The following is a 21,659-nucleotide window of genomic DNA, read 5'->3' on the forward strand; positions in this document are numbered from 1 at the left end:
AATTTTAGAAGTTAACTTGGACACCAAACGAAACAGATTTAAACATTGGTGTACCAACCCCTGTTCTTCCTGAATTATAGTTCTTCTCATTGAATATAGAAAAGCCGTTGATTGCTTCAGGATCCACAGGCAAACCATTCAACTTATCAAACGTAAAGAAATTCTCTAACGAAGTATATATTCTCGCCGTTTTGATATAAGCTTTATTTGTCAGTGACGAAGGCAAGGTGTAACCTAATGTAATGTTCTTAATACGCATATAAGACATATCGAGCAGATAACGCGACTGTTTTACCATATTATTGGCATCATTGCTTGCTGTATTATTAAACGCTGCTGGATAAAAAGCAGCTGTATTATCTTTCGTCCAGAAATTATCGGCAATAGCAGCTGGCATCGCGCCGTCCGAAGAATTATAACCAGGAATCGTAAGAAATCCATTCCCCCAAAGCTGACGCTTACCGACACCTTGCAAAAAGGCTGAAAAATCAAAACCCTTATAATCAAGTCCTAAACGGAAACCGTACTCATAACGTGGTGTTTCGTTACCAATAATCTCCAAATCACCATGATCACTTAAGGTTTCTGCCCCTTTATCAATCTTACCATCACCATTTAAATCCGCAAATTTCACATCACCCGGCCCAAACTTAAATTTACTATCCGTGGCAAATGTATTGTAGGCAGCATTTGGATCCGACAATTTATTCATGTCTTTACCAGCTACATTGATCTGTATGATTTTACCATCGGTGCCGTATTCAAAATCAGAAGTTTGATACAATCTATCTGTACGATACCCCCAAATTTCACCCACATCTTTACCAACATAATAATCAGAAATCACCTTGGTATCTGTATACTTCTGAATAGTTGACTTTGCATCTGACAATGTTCCGCGAACATTGAATCCAAGTCCATTTTCAAAGCGATGATTGAAATCCATCGCTAACTCCCAACCTTGGGTACGCAACGCTCCAAAGTTTCCCTGCGGTGGCGGAGCGCCAAAAGTGGCACTTACATTACCGCTAGGCACAATCATATTTTTTGTATCACGACGGTACCAGTCGAACACCACGCCGAATTTGTTCTTAAACATTCGCATATCCAAACCGATATCAGTAGTTTCGATACGCTGCCAGCCCAAACTGCTTAGCACCGCCGATGGTGTACCAATATTATAGTAACGACTTCCGTCTGCACCCAACCAATTGATATCACTAGGGATCATCGTTGAAGTATACAAACTTGGCAATACCGTCTGATCCCCAATTGATCCCCAAGATCCTCTAAATTTCAATTGATTTAATGTAGGTTTTGCCCATTCCATAAAACTTTCTTCGGATGCGACCCAGCCAGCAGAAAAGGAAGGAAACCATTGCCACTTCAGGTCTTTTGGAAATTTCGAAGAACCGTCGTAACGGATATTTGCTTCAACTAAGTACTTGTTTTTATATGCATAATTTACCCGACCAAAGTAGCCCAACTGCGCCTCCCATAAGGCGTCACCTTTGGCTTGCTGCGATGATGTATTTACACCAAAGCCTAACTGCGGATTCTTAATGTCGAGCAAATTGAAGGTCTGAGAGGAGTTCATATCATAATCTAAGGTAACCCTATTGATACCTGCCAAGAACTTGAACTCATGATCATCATTGATATTCAGATTATACGTTGTAACGGCGTTGATTGTATTGTTACGTCGGTTACCTGCTGCGCGCAGAAAATGGTCCGGATTTGCGCCATTAGCCGTATACATATAGTAATTCAAATCATAAGCCGCCATAGCACCTGCGGCGCCCGCAGCCACAACCTGACCATCTGAATTGACGTAGACTGGAGCTCCCGCAGCATCTTTACGCGCCACACCAGCGATCCAAGAATCAGCAGCAGTAAAACGTGTGCCTGGTTGTGTCGTAATTTCTTCTTGATTGGAGAACGTATAATCAAAATCTACTTTCCAGTTTTTCATAATATTTACCGTCGCTCCCAAATTCAAATTCAAATAATTATTCTGGAAGCTAGCCGTGTTCGCCGAAGAAACCTCGCTCCACGGACTTCTGATCATCTTACCATTTTCATCATAGCCCATCGGGTAAAGCGAACTCCAACGATATAGGTACAACCAAGGATCGGCAGTTGTTGAGCTTGTTGTATATGGATATTCCTTTTTACGACGTGACACAATTGCACCCCCGCGGACAGTCACATATTTATTCAACTCAGTAGATAATCGCAAAGCAGCATTTGTACGTCTGAATCTATCATGGTCAGTAGGCTTCATCATCCCCGATTGATTCAACAATCCCATACTTAAATTATAATCTGTTTTCCCAGAAGTACCCGAGATACTTAGATCATGTTGCGATGTAGGCGCAGCCTTCCGAATCATATAATCTTCCACATTATAGGTACGTACACCATATTTTTTTGTAGGCTCAGCAGGATTTACATACCAGTCACGTCCATAAACAGTAGGATCATTGGCCCCAATTGTACTACCATATTTTTCTTTCCATTTAACAGCAAGGTCATAACTCTGTCTATTGACTTTATAGAATGCGCCTGCTTCAGTTTCGCCAATCCTTTCAGCAGCTTCAAGTGAATACTTAAGTGCATTCACATCACCCATGTTATAGTCAACTGCAGAATTCTGGAAAGAAAAGTTATTATTATAACTTATATTGAAGGTATCTCCACCTTTGGCGCCTTTTTTTGACGTAATCAAAACAACGCCGAATGCAGCCTTCGCACCATAAATGGAAGCTGCCGCTGCATCTTTCAATACGGTAATAGATTCCACATCCGCAGGATTAACCAATTGAATACTCGGAATCTCCACATTATCCAATAAGATCAAAGGATTCGACTGGCCTGCTATCGATCCAATTTGCCCCCTAATCTTCATCACAGGATCTGAACCAACTTCGCCGCTCGGAACGACCACGGTTAAACCTGGAGTAGTCCCTTGAATACCACGCCCCACATCCGCGATAGCACGTCCCTGCAAATTGTCTTTTACATTAATTGATGAAACCGCCCCGGTTAAATTCCCTTTCTTTTGGGTACCGTAACCAACCACGACCACCTCATCCAACGATTGATTATCGACTGCTAACGTTACGTTAATGGAATTCGAAGTGACAGTAACATCTTGCGTAATATATCCGATTGAAGAAAAACGCAATTTGCTTCCTACGGCAGCTGTAATCTTAAAACGCCCCTCTGCATCGGTTTTAGTAGATGCACTTCCGCCGATGACAGAAACGCTTACTTCAGAGACTGGACCTTTTCCATCCGTTACAGTACCTTGCACCGTATTTTGAACCGTAGTTTTCGATAAAGAGCGAAGAAGAGCGCTCGGTAAGTTAGAGCTACTCAACGCGCCTTCTTTCTTTACGAAAGAATAGGATTCAGAAGGAAAACTCAATCCAAGAGCAACAGAAAATAGTACAAATTTTCTCATTGATTATAGAGTTTTAAAAATAAATGATTCTAGTTAGTATTGTTAGTTATTCGTTAGCATTGTTTGCCATACCTCATTCAAAATCGTTGTATAGCAGGTACTTTTTACGCATTTGCTTGTAAACCTTTAAGTCCGCAGCCCAAGAATCCCGGATCCGCAATTCAGACTCCCCCGCAATAATTTGCTTGCGCAGTTGGTCTGTACCAGCCAGCTTGTCAAAAAACTCAGGTCTCGCAAAAAAAGTTGCTTTGTCGGGTGTTTTCTGATAGAAGTCTAAAAGATATTTTAGTGTGAATTTTTGCTCATCAGGATTCAGCTCACGTAGATCTATACCATAATTTTTGACTCCTTTTCCTTCCACATGTTTTGACATACCGTGACGTTCACCAGGCGTAAACGTAAAAGATCCATACACTGGATTTGTATACCCGAGAACCTGGAAAGGCCAGTCAGTACCGCGGCCTACCGAGATATCAGTACCTTCAAACAAGCATAAAGACAGATACAGACGCACGGAAAGTTGATTAGGCAAACTCGGAGATGGAATTACCGGCAAGTCATACATCTTCTTATGATCCCAGTTTTGAACTTTTATGATCTCTAGGTTAGCCTGACGCCCATTCTCTAACCATTTTTCCCCATTGATCATCTGCGCGAGTTCACCGATCGTTAACCCATGGATCATTGCGATTTTATGCCAGGAAACATCAGACTTGAATTTATCGTCGTGCCGCACAGGCCCATCCACCTGGTCACCATTTGGATTGGGGCGATCCAGCACAATGAGTTTTTTATTGTGCTTTGCGCATAACTCCATAACTCGATGTAGTGAGGTAATATACGTATAGAAACGCGCACCAACATCTTGTAAGTCAAAAATCATCACATCAATGGAATTGACAATCGAATCTTGTTTTTTATTTCCTCCATACAGCGTAAACAAAGGCAAGCCCGTTTTGCGATCTATGTCATTACTAAATTTCTCTCCACGTTCAACATTACCACGAAAACCATGCTCTGGAGCAAAGGCAAACTTCAGATCCACTTTATTTTCAAGCAGAACATCCACTAAGTGCCTTTTATCCACCCCCACGATGGAAGTTTGATTCCCCATAATACCAACTTTCTTGCCTTTTAGCTGCGGTAAATAAGACGATAATTGATCAGCTCCGGGAGTAATAGCAACACCAGCAATATCTTTCACAGCGCCGATCGTATTGTTTTTACCCACCTGAACAGATCTTCGTGTTTGACCACAAGAGGCTAGAGAAAGAAGAGCAACCACACAGGTTAACGTTAGTAAGGTATATTTCATCATAAATAGACTATTTGCTCACACATAAATGCAGTTTTATGCATGAATAATTGAAAATCAGAATAAAAGTAAGTAGAAGTTTTCGTTTTTAAAACAAAATTCCTTATAAAAACGCAAAAGAAAGTAAGTGAACACTTACAAATAATAAAAAAAAGAGTGTTAAATCCGCAACTTGGAAAGCAAAAAAAAATCAATCTTAAAGACATACAAGCCTTATATACAGACAATTAAATGCGATACATTATTTAATTATCTATATATAAAACAACAGAAAAAAATAGCAAGATTAATATTTAACAACTCGTTAACAATACAGCATGACACGGCAAACCTGCAAAGTATATAATAAAGCTGTCACATTAAGCACATGCCCTCACTGTTTGCGCAAAAAAAAGCAAACAGCTTATAAAATCCGATTTTATAAGAGAAAGTCAAATTAAGGCAGAGGGTTTAATTTAAGATCAGCAAGATGTTTTCTCAATCGCTGCATAAACTTATCCCCCGGATCATCTTTACCTGTGATATATTTCGGATCAGTTTCCTTCCATAAGGCAGTCTTTTTAAAGCGCTGGTACTCATGATGACCGATCACATATTCAATGGGATACATCTTACTGAGGTAACGAATAAGTTCTTCATTTGCATTTAATTGGGCATCAGTCAAGGGATTCTGACGGCTACCTATATTCTCGATACCGATCGCACAGTAGTTGAGTCCAATAGTATGTCGGGCAAAAACGGTATCGGGCAAAAATTGATAGATTGTTCCATCGCGATCAATGACAAATTGAGAAGAAACATTCAGGGCACTGGCTTTCGTCAGTTCAGGTCTTCCCGGCAGTTTCACCGGATTGAAAGTATTGAATGTTGCTTTTACACTGTTGTTTGCAGTCCAATGCACCACAACTATTTTAGGATGAATAGTTGGCGTAGCTTGGCTTAACCCATGTCTATTCTTCAAATAATCCAGGGACAATTGTATACGTTCTTGATTCCAAGTGATTGGCTTTTGGACAATCGTGGGTGATTGGGCGAAAAGCGAAAATGGAAGTACGACAAAGAAAAATTTTATTAAGTATTTCATTACGAAAAATATTATATGAAGAAAGCCGCTGTTGCGGCTTTCAAATTTAAACTATTCTTTGGTATCCCACCAAACCGGGAATGACCATATATCGTCATTTAGCGCATTTGGATGAGATGCTTTCAGATTATCTGAATTATAATTGATTTCGTGAGAAACCTGACGTACTCTTCTAAACTGTTTTCCGATTGGTATTTTCGTCTGAGCGGCGGCGGTTACTGTATATTCGTAAGGCACAGCCCAACCCGGATACACGGAATTACTGAAATCATAACGACGCATATCGTTCCAATTCTGTTGTGAGAATGATAGGGCAATAAATTTCTGCATCATAATTTTTGCCAGTGTGATATCTCCAGCAGTGCCAATACCTTTATTAAGGAAATTATCAATTTTAGTTTGGTCCATCGGGGATTTACTCACATTAACATTTCCGTAAGTGTTTAATTTGGCATTCATTAAATCTATATGTGCTTTAATTCCCTCTTTATACGCGTTAAAAGCACCAGCTTTGTCTCCTTTATTGAACAAAACCTCCGCTTTTATAAAACACATTTCTGGATAAGCAACTAAATGAGTCGGTGCATCTGGACGAGAATAAAAAGTTCCGGAAGCTGCGATCGTCCCGCCTCCCTCTTCCGGCGAATCCTTCCATCTCGCAATATCAGACTTATCGCTATCATATCCTTTAGAGCTGCTTTTAATTGAAACATAAACGGTATCTCCCCAACGCGCAGTGTTCGCTGTATTTATGTACCAAGAATGCGGCGCCACTTTGCGTCCATTACTTTCGATTTCCTCATCTTTCTCGTTAAAAGAAGGTGTTATAGGCCCTGATTCCATACGGATTTTTGACAACATATCAACCCCTTTTGACCGAACGAGCTCCTTAGGATAACCAAATTCCGCCCAAGGAATTAACTTATCTGCGCGTGGGTCTTCAATACCTTTATTATCAAAGTTAGTCAACAGATCGACATACCATTTTGTTAGTAAAGTATTCATATTCATACCTGCATTATTGAACACAATGGATGTTTTTACGGGATCCGCAAACAGAATATCGCCAATATTATCCGTAGCATCGTCCATATGGGAAACTACGGTACTTTCGCCGATTGCTAATGGAGCCTTATTTAATGCTGCCAAGATCTCATCTGGTTTGTATAAAGCACTCTTTTTTGAAAGGTTATTTAACCATCGTGCTTTCAGCCCATAGCACATTTTCAACCATTTATTAACATCCCCTCCATTCCAACTATCACCTGCAGACAACGGAGCCGCCGTATTCGGCTGAGCCATACTAAAATATTCAATAGCTTTGTCAATATCTGCCAAGCAACCTTCAAAGATTACCTTGCCGTTATCAAATTTTGGCGTAATAATGGTACTTAAGGCTTCGGTATAAGGCATTTCTCCGTACCAGTCCGCCATGAGCATAAACCCCATTGCTTTAATAGCATGCAGTGCACCTAGATAATGGTAAGCACTTTCTGCAGTAGCTTTATCTTCCAGGTCTTTAAAATTAGCTCCTGCACCAACAAAGAAAAACTGATACGGCGTTGTCGACATGCCTGCTGCGGGGTTCCACCCGGCAACCAGACTATTTGAACTCGTGCTATTGACAAACGTCAGTTGCTGGGTCACAAATCCTGCTCGTGTACCCGCCGTTCCTTGCGCATATAAGTAATAATGCTGTATCCAAGCTAATCGACTTTGCACTGAAGCCACTGTACTCGACGGTGTATTGGGGTCAACATTGATATCTAACCAACCTTTACTACATGAAGAAAACAAAGTGAGAACCAACAGAAACGAAAGTATTTTTTTATAGCTATTCATAACTTTTCTATCTTAAAATCTAAAATTTAAACCAAACATAACACCTGCTGTACTTGGTACACCATTGTAATCTATGCCGACCGAACTGGAACCTGCCACACCAGATCCCGCTGCCGACGCTTCAGGATCAAGCCCCTTATAATTTGTCAATAACCAAAGGTTCGTACCTGTTAATGTAGCTGTTAAGCCTTTAACTACTTTTGAAATACCAGCATTTTTCAAAACACCATCCGAAAAATTATAGGCGACTGAAATATTGCGCAATCTCAACCAGTTAGTATTCACCATGAAGTTAGCACTCTCGCGAGCATAAAAATCACTCCAATAATCTTGGATAATTTTTTTACCGCTCGTTGGCACACCTTTAATATCATACATTTGATCTGCCATAAACGTAAACGTTTTATCTTCAAAAACTGGAGACTCATTGGTTCCACCATTACGGATAGCCCCAGATAATATCAACTTATCCCGATCCTCCGTGCGCTTACTCATACCATTAATTGTCATGGCATAATCTGTACCGTTGTAAATATCTCCACCTATACGAAAATCAAATAAGAAGGAAAGGTTAAAGTTTTTATAGGTCAAACTATTATTAAATCCGCCGGTCAACTTAGGCTCACGATTTCCAATATCATAAGTCGTTTGGTTATCACTCGTCGGCATACCTGTATTGGCATCCAAAACGACTTTCCCATCTGGAGTGCGTGTCCATTTTGAGCCCGAAATCGCCATAAAATTTCCGCCGTTAAAAGATGCTGCTTTCGCATTACCAACCTGAACATCTGTCACATACAAAATATTTACACCTGCCAACAGATTATCTACAGTTCCTTTATTTCTGGACATATTCAAGGTCGATTCCCACACAAAATCGTTCTTAACAATTGGCTTACCTGTCAAAGACAATTCCATTCCCTTATTATATATATCACCGCCATTGAGTGAAATAAAAATATAACCTGTTGACTGTCCCAAACGAGGAGATAAGATCTGGTTATAGGAGTTGTTGGTATAATAGGCATAATCCACACCCAATCGCCCTTTAAAGAAGCGCAATTCAGCACCTACTTCAAACGAACCTGTTGTTTCAGGTTTTAAAAATGGATTGCCTTTCTGCCAATTATTTCCCGCTCCAACTATTCCTCCTAAATATTCAACTGGCCGCCAAAGATAAGTGTTTGTCACATAAGGGTTAGCATCTTTTCCCACGCGGGCCCATGAGGCTCGTAATTTACCAAAGTCCAACCAATCAGGACGATTATCCTTCATCAACTCAGTAAACACGAAACTACCTCCAATAGATGGATAAAAATAAGATCTATTGTCTACAGGTAGTGTCGAAGTCCAGTCATTTCTTCCGGTTACATTCAAGAACAACATGTTTTTATATGAAGCCCTTAGCTCACTATACAAACCAAAAAGACGCTTTTTTGTATTGTTTACCGAAAATTGCTTATTAGCGGCCGCAATATTTTCAAAGCTATAAAAATTATCAACCTCAAAATGGTATCCCATACGACGATTTGTCGTCGTCTTTGTTTGTTCAGAGAAAAATCCGATTAAAGCCCCTAAATCAAAATCGCCTACTTTTTTATTAAAATTGGACATGATATTGGAGGACCAATAGTTGTATTTAAAATCACTTTCTGACATCATCCCCTGTTGCCATGGTTTTTTGATCGCACCTCCTTCACCGATAATCGTTGAGTTTTTTGTAAGGTAACTATCCATCCCCACACGATAGGTCAGGTTCCACCAGTCAAAAATAGGCATTGTAGCATTGATGCTTCCGGTAATACGTTCGGTATTATCTCCTAGTATATTTTTGTTGATTGTCCAATAAGGGTTCTCAATATCGTCTTCCAAAGGCTGACGCCCTTCAAACATCCGATATTTTGTCCCATCATCGTTGAGGTATTTTTTCATATTGTCGCTTCGCGACCAGCTGTAGAGAGACTCCATGGCACCTGTGCCGCCTGATCCCCATAGACCGGCAGAAGTCAGGGTTTTATCTGTGTTTGCTAGCGAATATCCTACATTGGCACCCACCGTCAGTTTACCAAATTTCTGGTCCCCATTAAAGCGAAAAGTTGTTTTGTCAAAGCTCGTGTTGGGCACGATTCCCTTTTGATCAAAGCGGGAACCGGAAAGATAAAATGAACCATTTTTATTACCACCCGACAAATTGACAGAATTATCAAATACTGTTGAATGTTGAAAAAAATCTTTCACGTTATTATAGACAACATCATTACTCCCAAACTTTTCACCCCAGGATTGAGTAGTATAATCATCCAGCACACCGGCACTATTGTAGTAACCACGTTTGTATTTCCCCTGTTGTTCGGGCAACCGATTCACCCAGTTATTAGAAAATCTACTTGAAAAACCAATTTCAGTACGACCTTCCCGTCCTTTTTTTGTAGTAATAATAATAGCTCCCGCCGCCGCTCGCGACCCATATAATGCCGCCGCCGCAGGTCCTTTCAATACCGAGACATTATCAATATCTTCTGGATTAATATCCATCACACGGTTACTATTGGAAGTTGCTGTAGCTTGTGCCCCATCGAATGCACTATTTCCTCCGATAACTGTAGAGTTATCATAGATTACCCCATCTACAACAAACAGGGGTTGATTATCCCGCTCTAAAGATGTACCCCCACGTAAGATAATTTGTGCTCCAGCCCCCGCTGAGCCCGAAGCCTGCGTTACGTTGACACCGGCTATCTTGCCCGCCAATGAGTTAACCACATTGGCAGTCTTATTCTTCATCAATTCATCAGACTTGATATCCTGAACAGCATAACCTAAGGCTTTCTTCTCTTTTTTAATCCCCATCGCTGTCACAACAACCTCCTCAAGAGCTTCCTCGCTACCAGCAAGAGAAATATTGATTGTAGCATCCGAGCCTACGAGTTGCTGCCTTTCTTTAGAACCAACAGCCCTAAAAATTAAAATATCTCCGGACTCGGCTTTAATTGTGAAACTTCCATCTGGATTAGTTTGTGTACTGACAGGTTTACCTTTGATGCTTACCGTAACATTTGCCATCGATCCACCATCTGAGGCATTCGTTACTTTACCAGTAACTGTTTTGGTCTGTGCCCATAAACTGGTAGATAGCATCACTCCTGAGCAGATTAAGAGTAATTTTTTATTCATGGTATTTAGTTAGTTGTTAATAACTGATCATAACGGGAGATTCCAACCCGAGGTCTACACCAATTATATTACAATACTATAAAAAGAGAAGTATTTATGCAAGTTTATGCGTAATTATTTGAAAAAGAAATAAAAATAAAAATATTAACGCACGATTCGACATAAATTAACCCAAAAACAGATCGCATAAGCAATACAAAAACGCATGTATCAGCAAAATTTAAAGCCAAATTAGAATTAAACAGCATTTTCATCTAATCTGACTTCGCTTAAACCCCATTTAAATCGCATATTGAATGCATATATCAAGTAAAACCTAATGAAACAGCAAACTCCACAAACAAAAAAGCCATACTAATGCACGAAACGCTTATTATTTAATACAAAAAACTAATTAATTTCTACAATTATACGGTGCTTGTTCGGTGCTGATACGGTTATTATTCGGTGCTCAAACGGTTATAACCGTTTAAGGTTTGTGTAATCTCCGTTATATATCCCTGCAAGATTTGTATTATTGTAGAAGTTATAGTATTGATAAACATGTATTTATTTTGTACCTTAAGCAGAAATAAATACAATAAACTTAAATTATGGCAATTATTAAAAACGGAGCGAACGGCACGCTTTCGGGTAAAGCTGGTTCAGTTGTTTTCGTTACAAATGGGAACACAACTTACGCAAGAGGTTTACCAAAGAAAACCAGCAAAAAGCCCACTTCTGAGCAGGTTGTGGCACGTTCGCGATTTTCCATTATTCAAAAATTCATGTCACCGATACTCCCCTTTATAAGGATTGGATTTAAAAATTATAATCCTAGTAAAAAGGCACATAGTAATGCAATGTCCTATAACCTTAACAATGGCACAGAAAAAACAGCAAATGGTTATAGGATCAATTATGAGGATTTTCGCGTAAGTAAAGGGTCTCCCAATCCCATTACATCCTTCATGTTTGACCTTGATAGGAAGAACGGCACATTTACACTCTCATGGGAATACGATGCAAATATTGCTACACAGTACCATCAGGACTCAAGTAGTTGCCAGATCGTTTTGTATAATGCTGAGGAGATGCTAATAAGCAATGTCTTTGCAAATGAAAGCCGCAACATCCTCAAGCATAAGTCGCAATCTGTCGAGTTAAGCGAAACCCAACATATCGGAACATACCACATCTATGTATATTTCTATAAAACAAATGGAAGTAATGAATGTACAGACAGTAAATATCTTGGCACCTTCGAATGGCAGAAGATACAAACCTAAGGAGCCAAGTTAATCTTAACATCATAATGTTTTTTAATATAGGCCTGTTGCTCGACAGAATCTGTCTCCAGATCATGAATAGCACGATCACGCTCCTTGTCCACCTCCATCTTGACAACACAGCGATAAAATCGGAACACATCCTTTTCAGTCTCCAGAATCAACCGCGGTACCCGGGCAGGTTTACCGGTTTCATCCTTGGCAACCATGGTAAAATAAGAGGAGTTACAATGCTTTGTTTCACCTGTCTGAATATTCATGGCCTCCACACGGATTCCCACTTCCATCGATGAATTACCGACATAGTTAACCGAAGCAATTAACGTAACCAGCTCTCCTACTTCAATTGGTTTCAAAAAATCAACCTTGCCAACAGAAGCTGTGACGCAATAATGTGCCGAAAACTTAGATGCTACCGCAAAAGCTATTTGATCCATCAAAGACAAAATATATCCCCCATGGATCTTTCCTCCAAAATTAGCATTAGATGGTAACATCAACTGTGATATTCGGATCACCGACTCACTAACGGTTTTATAAATCTCTTCCATATCCCTAAATTTACTCTGGACAGGCCAAAAATCAAAACAAAATCAGTCTGTTTCAGCAAATACGGTCTTTTGTGATCTAAAAAAGACAAATTCGTTCTGCCATTCGGTATAGAAGCATATCTCAGACGAATAGTAAGATCTAAAAAAAGCAAAAGGGATATCCGAAATGTCAGATACCCCTTTTCCAAATAGTACAAAAACTCTTTATTTGATTTTTTCAGCGATATAAGGACTTTCATTGCTCAAACGATCAATAGCCTTTACCGCAACATACTGCAATTTTTTATTATTCAATGCCGTCGGTACATCTTTCGTCGTAACTCCGGGTTCCAAGATCTCATATTTCCATTCGCCACCATAATTCAGGTATAACACCCATTGTGCGACCTGGTCAATTTGCTGATGTTGCCATTTTAAGAACATATTATTTCCTTGTGGCGTCAATAGTAAAGTGGGCTTCAGCAAAGGATTAGCATTGAGCCATGGACTTGGCGGAACCAAGGCTTTAGATTGATAAGGACCCTCCACAAGCGCCTGAGTCATTGCTGGATTTTTGGTCAGTCCGGCCAAACTCCAATGGATGACGCCATCGCGGTTATCCGGCAAAATATTACGTGCTGCGGCAACCTGATTCACAATCTCCTTCACATATTCAGGGCCTCGTCTTCCGACTGTATTAATACCCGGCCAAAGATGCCGCCCCATTGTATTCTCACTTTCCCACCATTTTAATAAAGCCGTATAGCTTTGTTTCACAGGTTGGATAGGCCAATAAAGCTGTGGCGCAAAATAATCAATCCAGCCTTTATTCAACCACAATTTAGCATCCGCATATAACATATCATATTGACTCGATCCCTGAATTCCAGCAGGATATCCCGGCTTCCAAATTCCAAAAGGGCTAATACCGAATTTCACAAAGTTTTTTTCCCTTTTTATATCCTTATAGATACGCTCAATAAAGGTGTTTACACTGTTTCTTCTAAAATCACCACGTGACAAGGTTCCACCGTTGCGTTTAAACTCATTATAGCTGTCCGAATCCGGAAAATCTTGTCCACCATTATATTCGGCATAGGGATAAAAATAATCGTCGAAATGCACCCCGTCAATATCATAACGCTTAACGATATCCATCACAACATGTGCCGCATGTTCTTGCGTCGATTGTTTGGATGGATCAAACCAGTAATAACCCTGTTTTAGCTTAACCACAGACTCTGGCATTTTACGCGCCATCGAAGCCGATGTTACAGCCCCACCAGCAGTATGATGAGCACGATAAGGATTCAACCAAACATGGAGTTCAATTCCCCGCTTGTGTGCCTGCTCAACCCAAAAATCAAGTGGATCATAATAGGGTGAGGGAGCTTGGCCTTCCGTTCCTGTCAAAAAATAAGACCAGGGTTCAAGATCACTCTTATAAAAAGCATCTGCCGAAGGGCGCACCTGAAAGATAACTGCATTGAAATTATTCTTCTTCAAAAAGTCGAGGATACCAATCGCTTCTTGCTGCTGTTCGGCAGTACTGAGATTATTTTTGCTCGGCCAGTTGATGTTGGCTACAGAAGCAACCCAGGCCGCACGAAACTCACGGGGCACGGGTGGAAGATCAACAACGATATCCTTCTTTTTTTCAACCGTCGGCTGTTCTTTTGTTTCTATCGTATTTTTCATCCGCTCTCTCTTCGGAACTGAAGGGGGATCTTTTTTTACAATTTCAACATTGGTATTCGTATTCACAGGTTCTTGTTTTTTATTTTTCTTGGAAGAACAAGAAGACAAAAGAAAGAGTGCCGTAGTTAAAAATAATAAGGAACGTTTCATCAAGCTATAGAATATTGTGTTTTTTTCAAACTAATCCCAAAACTAAGCTAAATTTCAATAGAAAAGAAATTTAGCGATTGCTCATCCGTTTTAAAAATATATTTCGGTCCAATGAAAAGACACTGCATATAGTTGCTCATAAGACTGCAAAGCAAGCTATGCGAATCTTCAGATCAATAACGTAGTTCTCCTTTAAAGATAACATGCTCGAGCTTGAGGTCATCCGTAAATACAATGATGTTAGCAATGCTTCCTGGATTTAAATTCCCAATATCGCTTCGTTGCAATAGCTTAGCTGGATAAGTCGTAGACATCCGGATTGCCTCATCCAGGGGAATCCCGACATGTTCCACACAGTTTCTGATTCCTTCAAATAGGGAAATTGCCGCACCTGAAATGGTTCCGTCCGGCAAGGCGTAATAGCCATCATTCAAGACATGCTGATAGATCCCTTTAGTACATGCCGCAACCGCATCGGTAATCATAAACAAACGCTCGCCCATTTGCCGTTTGGCGATTTTTACAGCTTCAAAGCTGACATGATGTCCATCCACAATGATGCTCGCACAGGCCTTGCTATGATTAAAAATAGCACCGACCAAACCTACTTCGCGATGATGCAGCGGCGACATGGCATTGAACAGATGGGTACTCGTTGGAATTCCCGAATCGTAACCATGTGTTCCTCCCTCGAAAGTAGCATTACTATGCCCCGCACTGAGCAGCAGCTGATAACCTTGCAAATACGTCAGCACCTCGTCCGAAAAACATTCAGGGGCAATGGTCATCATTTTGACAACTTTATTTCCCTGCAGCAGATCTTTTATCCTTTCCTTTGTTGGCGTTATAATCAGTTCTTCAGGATGAGCTCCCCGTTTTTTTGCATTCAGAAAGGGACCCTCTAGATGCAGGCCTAAAAAGGCATCATGATGATAGTCCTCAGCGATACGAATGGCTTCTTTGAATACTTGAATCGTATTTGTTGCCAAAGTCATCATATAGGAAGTCGTCCCTTTATCAATCAATCCGTTGGAGATCCGTTCCAAAGAGTCCAAGGTAAGTTCGGCAGAATACAAATCCGAACCATCACCATACAATTGCAGGTCGACTAAGCCCGCACAAATATTGGTTCCTTTGACATCAAGGAGCTGATATCCTTCTGGGAGATCCTGCTCGTCGACGATACCAACAATTTTTCCTTCATCCAGAAGCAACGCCCGCTGTTCCATAATTTCACTACCGGTATAGATCTTACCGCCAATCAATGCTGTTTTTTTCATTAAAAATAATTATTACATGTTATCCGGTCTGACGGCACAATTCATCACACTTCCTCAGCTAAAGTTAGGATTTGTGTCTTCGTTATCCCAAAATTTTTGCTTTTTAATTTTAACTTTTTAATTTACTGTTGTAACTTAGTTCCATGTACTTTTTCAGAAAGCGCAATGCCGATCGCCCTACAAATGGCAGCATTAAAGCCATGCATATCATTAATGCAACGGCCATTATTGTCTTTTTATTGGGGTTGATCTACAAAATATTTTTTTCATCCTAAACAAGCAACCATGTCAAAAAAAGAGATCTTCAACACAGACAAAGCTCCTGCGGCAATAGGCCCCTATAACCAAGCAATTAAAGCCGGCAATACCCTTTATGTTTCCGGACAGATTCCACTTGTCCCAGAGACAATGGAGCTGATCTCATCGGGCGTAAAAGATGAAGCTCATCAGGTGTTGAAAAATGTCGGAGCCATTTTAACGCATGCTGGATACACATTTCAGGATGTGGTCAAGGCATCAATCTTTTTAAGCGACATGGGCAACTTTAGCCTAGTGAACGACGTTTATGCCGAATATTTCAAGGAAGCCCAACCGGCACGTGAATGTGTAGCTGTGAAGACCTTGCCAAAGAATGTCAATGTCGAGATTTCGGTCATTGCCTGGAAAGATTAATCCGTGGAAAATAACAACGAAACAGTAAGCCGCGGAAAATATCTTTTCGCGGCTTTTTTGGCTCCCTTCATTTGGGGTTTCATGTCCATCCCCGTCCGCTGGATACGGGAATACCCTGCCGAGGACATTCTATATTTTAGAATAGTTACGGCCTTAGCTGTACTTTGGCTCTATCTCTTGCTGTTCCAACGGAAAACGTTGCGCTCAGACATTCAGAAATTTAGAGATCTATCGAAAAATGGTAAAATTAAGCAGACGGTCCTGATTGTCCTTGCTTCCCTGTTGATCTTCGGCAACTGGTTCACCTATATTTATGCCGTCAACCATATCAGTATCCAGTCTGCAGCTCTCGCCTATCTGACTTGCCCCTTGATTACCGCAGCAGCAGCCTATTTCATCTTAAAAGAAGAACTGCGCCCGATTCAGAAGGTGGCTCTCCTCATTGCCTTTGGCAGTGTCTGTCTGCTGGCCAAAGGATCGCTGAATGATGTTTTATGGGCAGTCACTATCGCCACTTGTTATGCATTCTATCTTATCATACAGCGCATAGCCACAGGTTTTAATAAACTCAACCTGTTGGTTGTGCAATTGACTATCTGTGCACTATTTGTTATCCCCAAATTGATCTATAATCATCATGAGATCCCTACAGATCCTGTCTTCTGGGGTACAATCATGCTGATTGCAGTTATATTCACCATTATTCCACTATTTCTGAGTATGTACGCTTTGATTGGTATTTCCTCTACCACCACAGGTGTATTGCTATACATCAATCCAATCATTGCCTTCACCTTGGCAGCAACCTATTTTCAGGAACCTGTTCCCTTCGTCAAGTATCTGGCTTACGGTATAATACTGGTTGCGATCGTTCTTTTTAATAGTAGCAATTTCCGCCAGACCAGGAAAAATTCTACAAAGCTGTAGCGAAACCGACAGTGCAGACGTATTTATATCATAAATAACTAATCAATTAAATACAAATCATGAAACATGACAAGTTATTGTACATTGCGCTGTTTTTGTTCATCGCTTTGATTTCCTGTAAAAAAGAGAGCCTTTCATCGGGATATTGGGAAGAATTAGCCGCAAAAAAACGAACGGAAATCGAACAGTTAATCACTTCTAAAAAAGCCATAGACAAGGAAGAATGGTATGTAAAAAAAGTGCAAAATTACTGGTGTGGCGAAAGCTATTTTGCCATGCACAAGTCGCTTGAAAAGGATTTTGACAAGCTGTGGCAGGAATATCGGGATCTTGTAAAAAAAGAATTTGATGCCGGAATCACGGAAGGTATTATTTATGAGCCGTGTGATGACTACTATTGGTATGATTATTCCCCTCTGGAATTAGTTGTTGAGAATCAAAAAGCCAAATTAATTTTTGTACAAGATCTCACCGCCGAAAAATGCCGCGAACTCTTGCCTGATCTTAAGAAGAAGATGGACGATTATCAAAATAAGCTGACCTGCACCGGCACGGACAAGTGGGACGTAACCCCCATTCCGGGATGCTATACTACCTATTTGCCCTTTTCACGAGCTAATGATTACAGTGAAATAAAAAAAACAGTGAGCCTTTACAATGCGCTCTACCTCAGGCTATCCTCTTTAGAGTCTCCAGCTTGTACACAAGGTCCTACACCAAGTTTTAAATCGCTGACCTGTGAAAACGGAAAACCAAAGGTCAACTACACCTGGAATTAAATCTTTATAAATAATCTGGCTTATCACCATNNATGGTGATAAGCCAGATTATTCACTTTTCCTTTCAAAGGAAGATACATTTCCAGCAAGGAACAAAAAATGACAAAACACATTTAATTAAAAATCAACAACTTAACCAGAATACCTAGGCATTTGTATCAACTTTGTTTCCCAAAATTTTTGATTTTTCATCAACAGTAGTAAATTAGTGCTCAATTTAAGGGGAATCACACCCCCTTTTGCTCCTATCACTTCAGTATTGAATAGCATACAATAATCACTGATTTTGCTTTCCAGTCATATTCAATACGTTTTTCCTAACCGACATGCTAAATGGAATTAGCCCATTACCGTGGAAAAAATCTACTGTTATGAAAAATATGTATATAAAACTGAATATAACACATATACTATATGAATAACAAATTATACACTACACTAAGGATGTTGAGTATTGTTCCGACAATGCTCTTTTCGGCATCTTTACTTCATGCGCAAAGCAGCCAAGTGAAAGGGACGGTTGTCGATGCTAAAACGAAAGCTCCACTTGTGGGTGCTACTATCAAAGTACTAGGCACATCAACAGCTAGTTCTACAGATAGCAAAGGAGCATTCCAAATCAATGTAGACGATAAAAATCGTGTTCTGAATATCAGCACGATTGGCTACGAAAATAAAACGGTCACACTTGGACCAGGCGAAACAACAGTTACCGTAAGCATGGATGAACAGACCCGTCAGCTTGAAAGTGTTGTTGTTACCGCTCTTGGTATCAGCCGTGCACAGAAATCATTGACTTACTCTACCCAACAGGTCAACGGGGATGAACTGAACAAGGTAAAAAGTACCAACTTAGCCAACAACTTGAACGGTAAGGTAGCAGGGGTCAATATTGCTTCCAGCTCATCAGGACCAGGTGGTTCCGCGAAAGTCATTTTACGTGGTAATAAATCGGCTTCCGGCAACAACCAAGTATTATATGTTGTCGATGGTGTCCCGATCAACAACCAGACATTGGCAAGCCAGCCAGACAACGTCTTTGGAGGACAGCGTGACGGCGGTGACCCTATTTCATTGATCAACCCAGAAGATATCGAAAATATCTCTGTATTAAAGGGGGCATCCGCTGCAGCCTTATATGGTAGCCAAGCAGCCAATGGAGTTATCTTGGTGACAACAAAATCAGGTAAACAAGGCCGCACAACGATTAATTTTTCTTCAAGTGCACAGATAGAACAAGCTGTATCCACGCCTAAATTCCAAAATCAATATGGCCAAGGTTCAGGTGGCAAGAACAGTAATACCAGTGTATTCAGCTGGGGTGACAAAACCAATGGCACCAACTATGATAATCTAGGTGAATTTTTCCGCACAGGGAGCAACTTCACCAATTCATTGACATTATCTGGAGGTAACGAAAAAAATCAGACTTACTTTTCTTATGCCAACACCCTTGCAAAAGGTATACTCCCTGAAAATGACCTGATGCGTCACAACTTCAATCTCAAAGAAAGTGCTACATTCTTCGATGATAAGTTGACCGTTGAAGGTAGCGCCAACTACATTACCCAAAAATTGGATAATGCGCCTTCTTCAGGTTTTTATTACAATCCATTGGTTGGAACCTATCTATTACCTCGTAGCCTAAATATCGTAGATTACAAAAATTACGAAACGTTCAATACAAGCCGCAACCTTAATGAACAAAACTGGTTCAGCCTAAGTGATAGTCCTACAACACAACAAAATCCATGGTGGATCGTCAATAGGAACCCGACACGCTCAACCCGAAACCGTTTGCTTTTAAATGGTAGTGCAAAATATAAGGTAGCCCCATGGATTAGCATTCAGGCTAGAGGAAGTGTCGACCGCACTTCAGAGGTTTGGGACCGCAAAGTTTATGCGAGCACGCCAAATCCTTTAGGAAAAGCAAATGGTAACTATAATTATACAAATACCACCATTACACAGCAATACGGTGATGTCGTTGCCAATATGAACTTTAATGTCAGCGATAAATTTCAGATCACTGGATTGGTCGGAACAAGCATCACTGACTGGAAAACCGAAGGTGTAGATTTTAATACAGGTATTGATGGATTAAAAATCCCGAATCAATTCTTTATTCAAAACACAACAACACCTGTCACTTCGACATTATCCGCTAACCGGAGACAGCTGCAATCGGTATTTGCATCTGCAAACTTAGCTTACGACAACTGGATCTATTTAGATCTGACCGCTAGAAATGACTGGTCGAGTACATTAGCATTCACAGGAACCAAATCTTTCTTCTATCCATCTGCAGGATTGGGCATCGTATTGAACGATAAATTAAACTTACCTGAATTTGTCAATATGGCCAAGGTCCGTGGTTCGTATGCGGTAGTGGGTAATGACTTACCTCCTTACACGAGCTTATTAACAAATACAGTGAATCCATACGCTGTATTGACAGTGAACGATATTGCCTTCTTAAAAACATTAAAACCTGAAAAAACGAAATCTTTTGAAATCGGGACAGAATGGCGTATGTGGAACAACCGTTTGAATGTTGATGTAACTTACTACAAAACAAACACGACGAATCAATTCTTTAAAGTCGCCGCAAGCCAGGCATCATTAAACAAACAATATGCTATTAATGCTGGTGACATCCAAAACCAAGGAGTTGAAGCATTGGTTTCTTTGGATGCCATCAGAAATGACGATTTCAAATGGACAACAAGTATTAACTTCACTTACAACAAAAACAAAATAAAAAAACTAGCAGATGCTGTTCCTGAATTTAATCTAACAGGTGAAAATCAAAACAACTTTGCTTCCAAACTTGAAGTGGGAGGTTCTTTTGGTGATATCTATGGACAGGATTTTGTTCGTGATGACCAAGGGAGAATTATTATTTCAGAAGACGGCATCCCTCAGAAAACAAGCGCATACACTAAATTAGGGAATTCAAATCCAATTTGGCAAATGGGCTGGAATAACAGTTTCAATTACAAAAATTTCAATTTAAGTTTCTTGATTGACGGAAAGTTTAATTATGATGTCATGTCAATTACACAGTCTGTGATGGATGGCTACGGAGTATCTGAAGCAAGTGGAGCGGCCCGTGCAAATGGAGGTGTTTCTGTAAACGGTGTCACACCAAATGGAACCCCTGTTTCTGTCGTGGATGCGGAGAAATGGTATACCTCAACTGGCGGTATAGGTCCAGTCAGCAGCCAATATATTTATGATGGAACGGTTGTGAGATTACGCGAATTGACTTTCGGTTATGACTTCAACATCAAAGATAGCTTCTTCAAAAAACTGCGTGTAAATGCTGTGGGAAGAAACCTATTCTACATTTCGAAAAAAGCTCCTTTCGACCCAGAAGTAACCATGTCAACAGGAAATGCGTTAAGCGGTGTAGATATCTTTATGATGCCTGCAACCCGTAACTACGGACTTACATTAAATGCAACTTTCTAA

Annotated in this window: 14 protein-coding genes; 6 read left to right on the forward strand and 8 right to left on the reverse strand. The window is 40.3% G+C overall.

Features of this window, described 5'->3' with window-relative positions:
* Positions 1-4 precede the first annotated feature (4 nt).
* From B4A24_RS02050 to B4A24_RS02070, 5 genes are all read right to left on the reverse strand, one after another.
* Positions 5-3,466, reverse strand: a complete 3,462-nt coding sequence (locus B4A24_RS02050; protein ID WP_293942035.1) for a SusC/RagA family TonB-linked outer membrane protein — start codon at positions 3,464-3,466, stop codon at positions 5-7.
* 73 nt (positions 3,467-3,539) lie between these two features.
* Complete coding sequence (locus B4A24_RS02055; RefSeq protein ID WP_293942038.1) at positions 3,540-4,784, reverse strand: exo-beta-N-acetylmuramidase NamZ family protein; 1,245 nt, start codon at positions 4,782-4,784, stop codon at positions 3,540-3,542.
* A 433-nt stretch (positions 4,785-5,217) separates the two neighbouring features.
* Positions 5,218-5,865, reverse strand: a complete 648-nt coding sequence (locus B4A24_RS02060) for an N-acetylmuramoyl-L-alanine amidase (RefSeq protein WP_293942041.1) — start codon at positions 5,863-5,865, stop codon at positions 5,218-5,220.
* 51 nt (positions 5,866-5,916) lie between these two features.
* Entirely contained in the window at positions 5,917-7,707 is a 1,791-nt protein-coding gene (locus B4A24_RS02065) for a SusD/RagB family nutrient-binding outer membrane lipoprotein (RefSeq protein ID WP_293942044.1), read from the reverse strand.
* A gap of 12 nt (positions 7,708-7,719) precedes the next feature.
* Positions 7,720-10,881 (reverse strand): SusC/RagA family TonB-linked outer membrane protein, encoded by a 3,162-nt coding sequence (locus tag B4A24_RS02070; protein WP_293942047.1) that lies wholly within the window; start codon positions 10,879-10,881, stop codon positions 7,720-7,722.
* Positions 10,882-11,474: 593 nt separating this feature from the next.
* Here B4A24_RS02070 and B4A24_RS02075 point away from each other — a divergent pair.
* On the forward strand, positions 11,475-12,149 hold the full coding sequence (locus B4A24_RS02075; protein WP_293942050.1) for a DUF6266 family protein: 675 nt from the start codon (positions 11,475-11,477) through the stop codon (positions 12,147-12,149).
* Here the strand turns inward: B4A24_RS02075 and B4A24_RS02080 are convergent.
* The 3 genes from B4A24_RS02080 to nagA form a co-directional block, all read right to left on the reverse strand.
* Positions 12,146-12,700 carry an acyl-CoA thioesterase gene (locus B4A24_RS02080; RefSeq protein WP_293942053.1) on the reverse strand — a complete coding sequence of 185 codons (555 nt, stop codon included), beginning with the start codon at positions 12,698-12,700 and terminating at the stop codon, positions 12,146-12,148. The genes B4A24_RS02075 and B4A24_RS02080 overlap by 4 nt on opposite strands.
* A 204-nt stretch (positions 12,701-12,904) precedes the next feature.
* On the reverse strand, positions 12,905-14,527 hold the full coding sequence (locus tag B4A24_RS02085; RefSeq protein ID WP_293942056.1) for a glycoside hydrolase family 10 protein: 1,623 nt from the start codon (positions 14,525-14,527) through the stop codon (positions 12,905-12,907).
* A 173-nt stretch (positions 14,528-14,700) separates the two neighbouring features.
* The gene (gene nagA, locus B4A24_RS02090) at positions 14,701-15,807 is read right to left on the reverse strand and encodes an N-acetylglucosamine-6-phosphate deacetylase (RefSeq protein WP_293942059.1); all 1,107 of its coding nucleotides are present in this window, start codon (positions 15,805-15,807) and stop codon (positions 14,701-14,703) included.
* A 143-nt stretch (positions 15,808-15,950) separates the two neighbouring features.
* Here nagA and B4A24_RS23785 point away from each other — a divergent pair, with 143 nt between their 5' ends.
* The 5 genes from B4A24_RS23785 (at position 15,951) to B4A24_RS02110 (ending at position 21,659) form a co-directional block, all read left to right on the forward strand.
* A complete protein-coding gene (locus tag B4A24_RS23785; RefSeq protein WP_310446321.1) occupies positions 15,951-16,082 on the forward strand; it encodes a DUF6728 family protein in 132 nt (43 codons plus the stop codon).
* A gap of 10 nt (positions 16,083-16,092) precedes the next feature.
* Positions 16,093-16,479 (forward strand): RidA family protein, encoded by a 387-nt coding sequence (locus tag B4A24_RS02095; protein ID WP_293942062.1) that lies wholly within the window; start codon positions 16,093-16,095, stop codon positions 16,477-16,479.
* A gap of 3 nt (positions 16,480-16,482) precedes the next feature.
* The gene (locus B4A24_RS02100) at positions 16,483-17,406 is read left to right on the forward strand and encodes an EamA family transporter (protein ID WP_293942065.1); all 924 of its coding nucleotides are present in this window, start codon (positions 16,483-16,485) and stop codon (positions 17,404-17,406) included.
* A gap of 59 nt (positions 17,407-17,465) precedes the next feature.
* Positions 17,466-18,185, forward strand: coding sequence for a hypothetical protein (locus tag B4A24_RS02105; RefSeq protein ID WP_293942067.1), 720 nt, complete (start codon positions 17,466-17,468; stop codon positions 18,183-18,185).
* Positions 18,186-18,599: 414 nt separating this feature from the next.
* Complete coding sequence (locus B4A24_RS02110; protein WP_293942070.1) at positions 18,600-21,659, forward strand: SusC/RagA family TonB-linked outer membrane protein; 3,060 nt, start codon at positions 18,600-18,602, stop codon at positions 21,657-21,659.

The organism is Sphingobacterium sp. UBA7249 (assembly GCF_002472835.1).
Lineage (GTDB): Bacteria > Bacteroidota > Bacteroidia > Sphingobacteriales > Sphingobacteriaceae > Sphingobacterium > Sphingobacterium prati.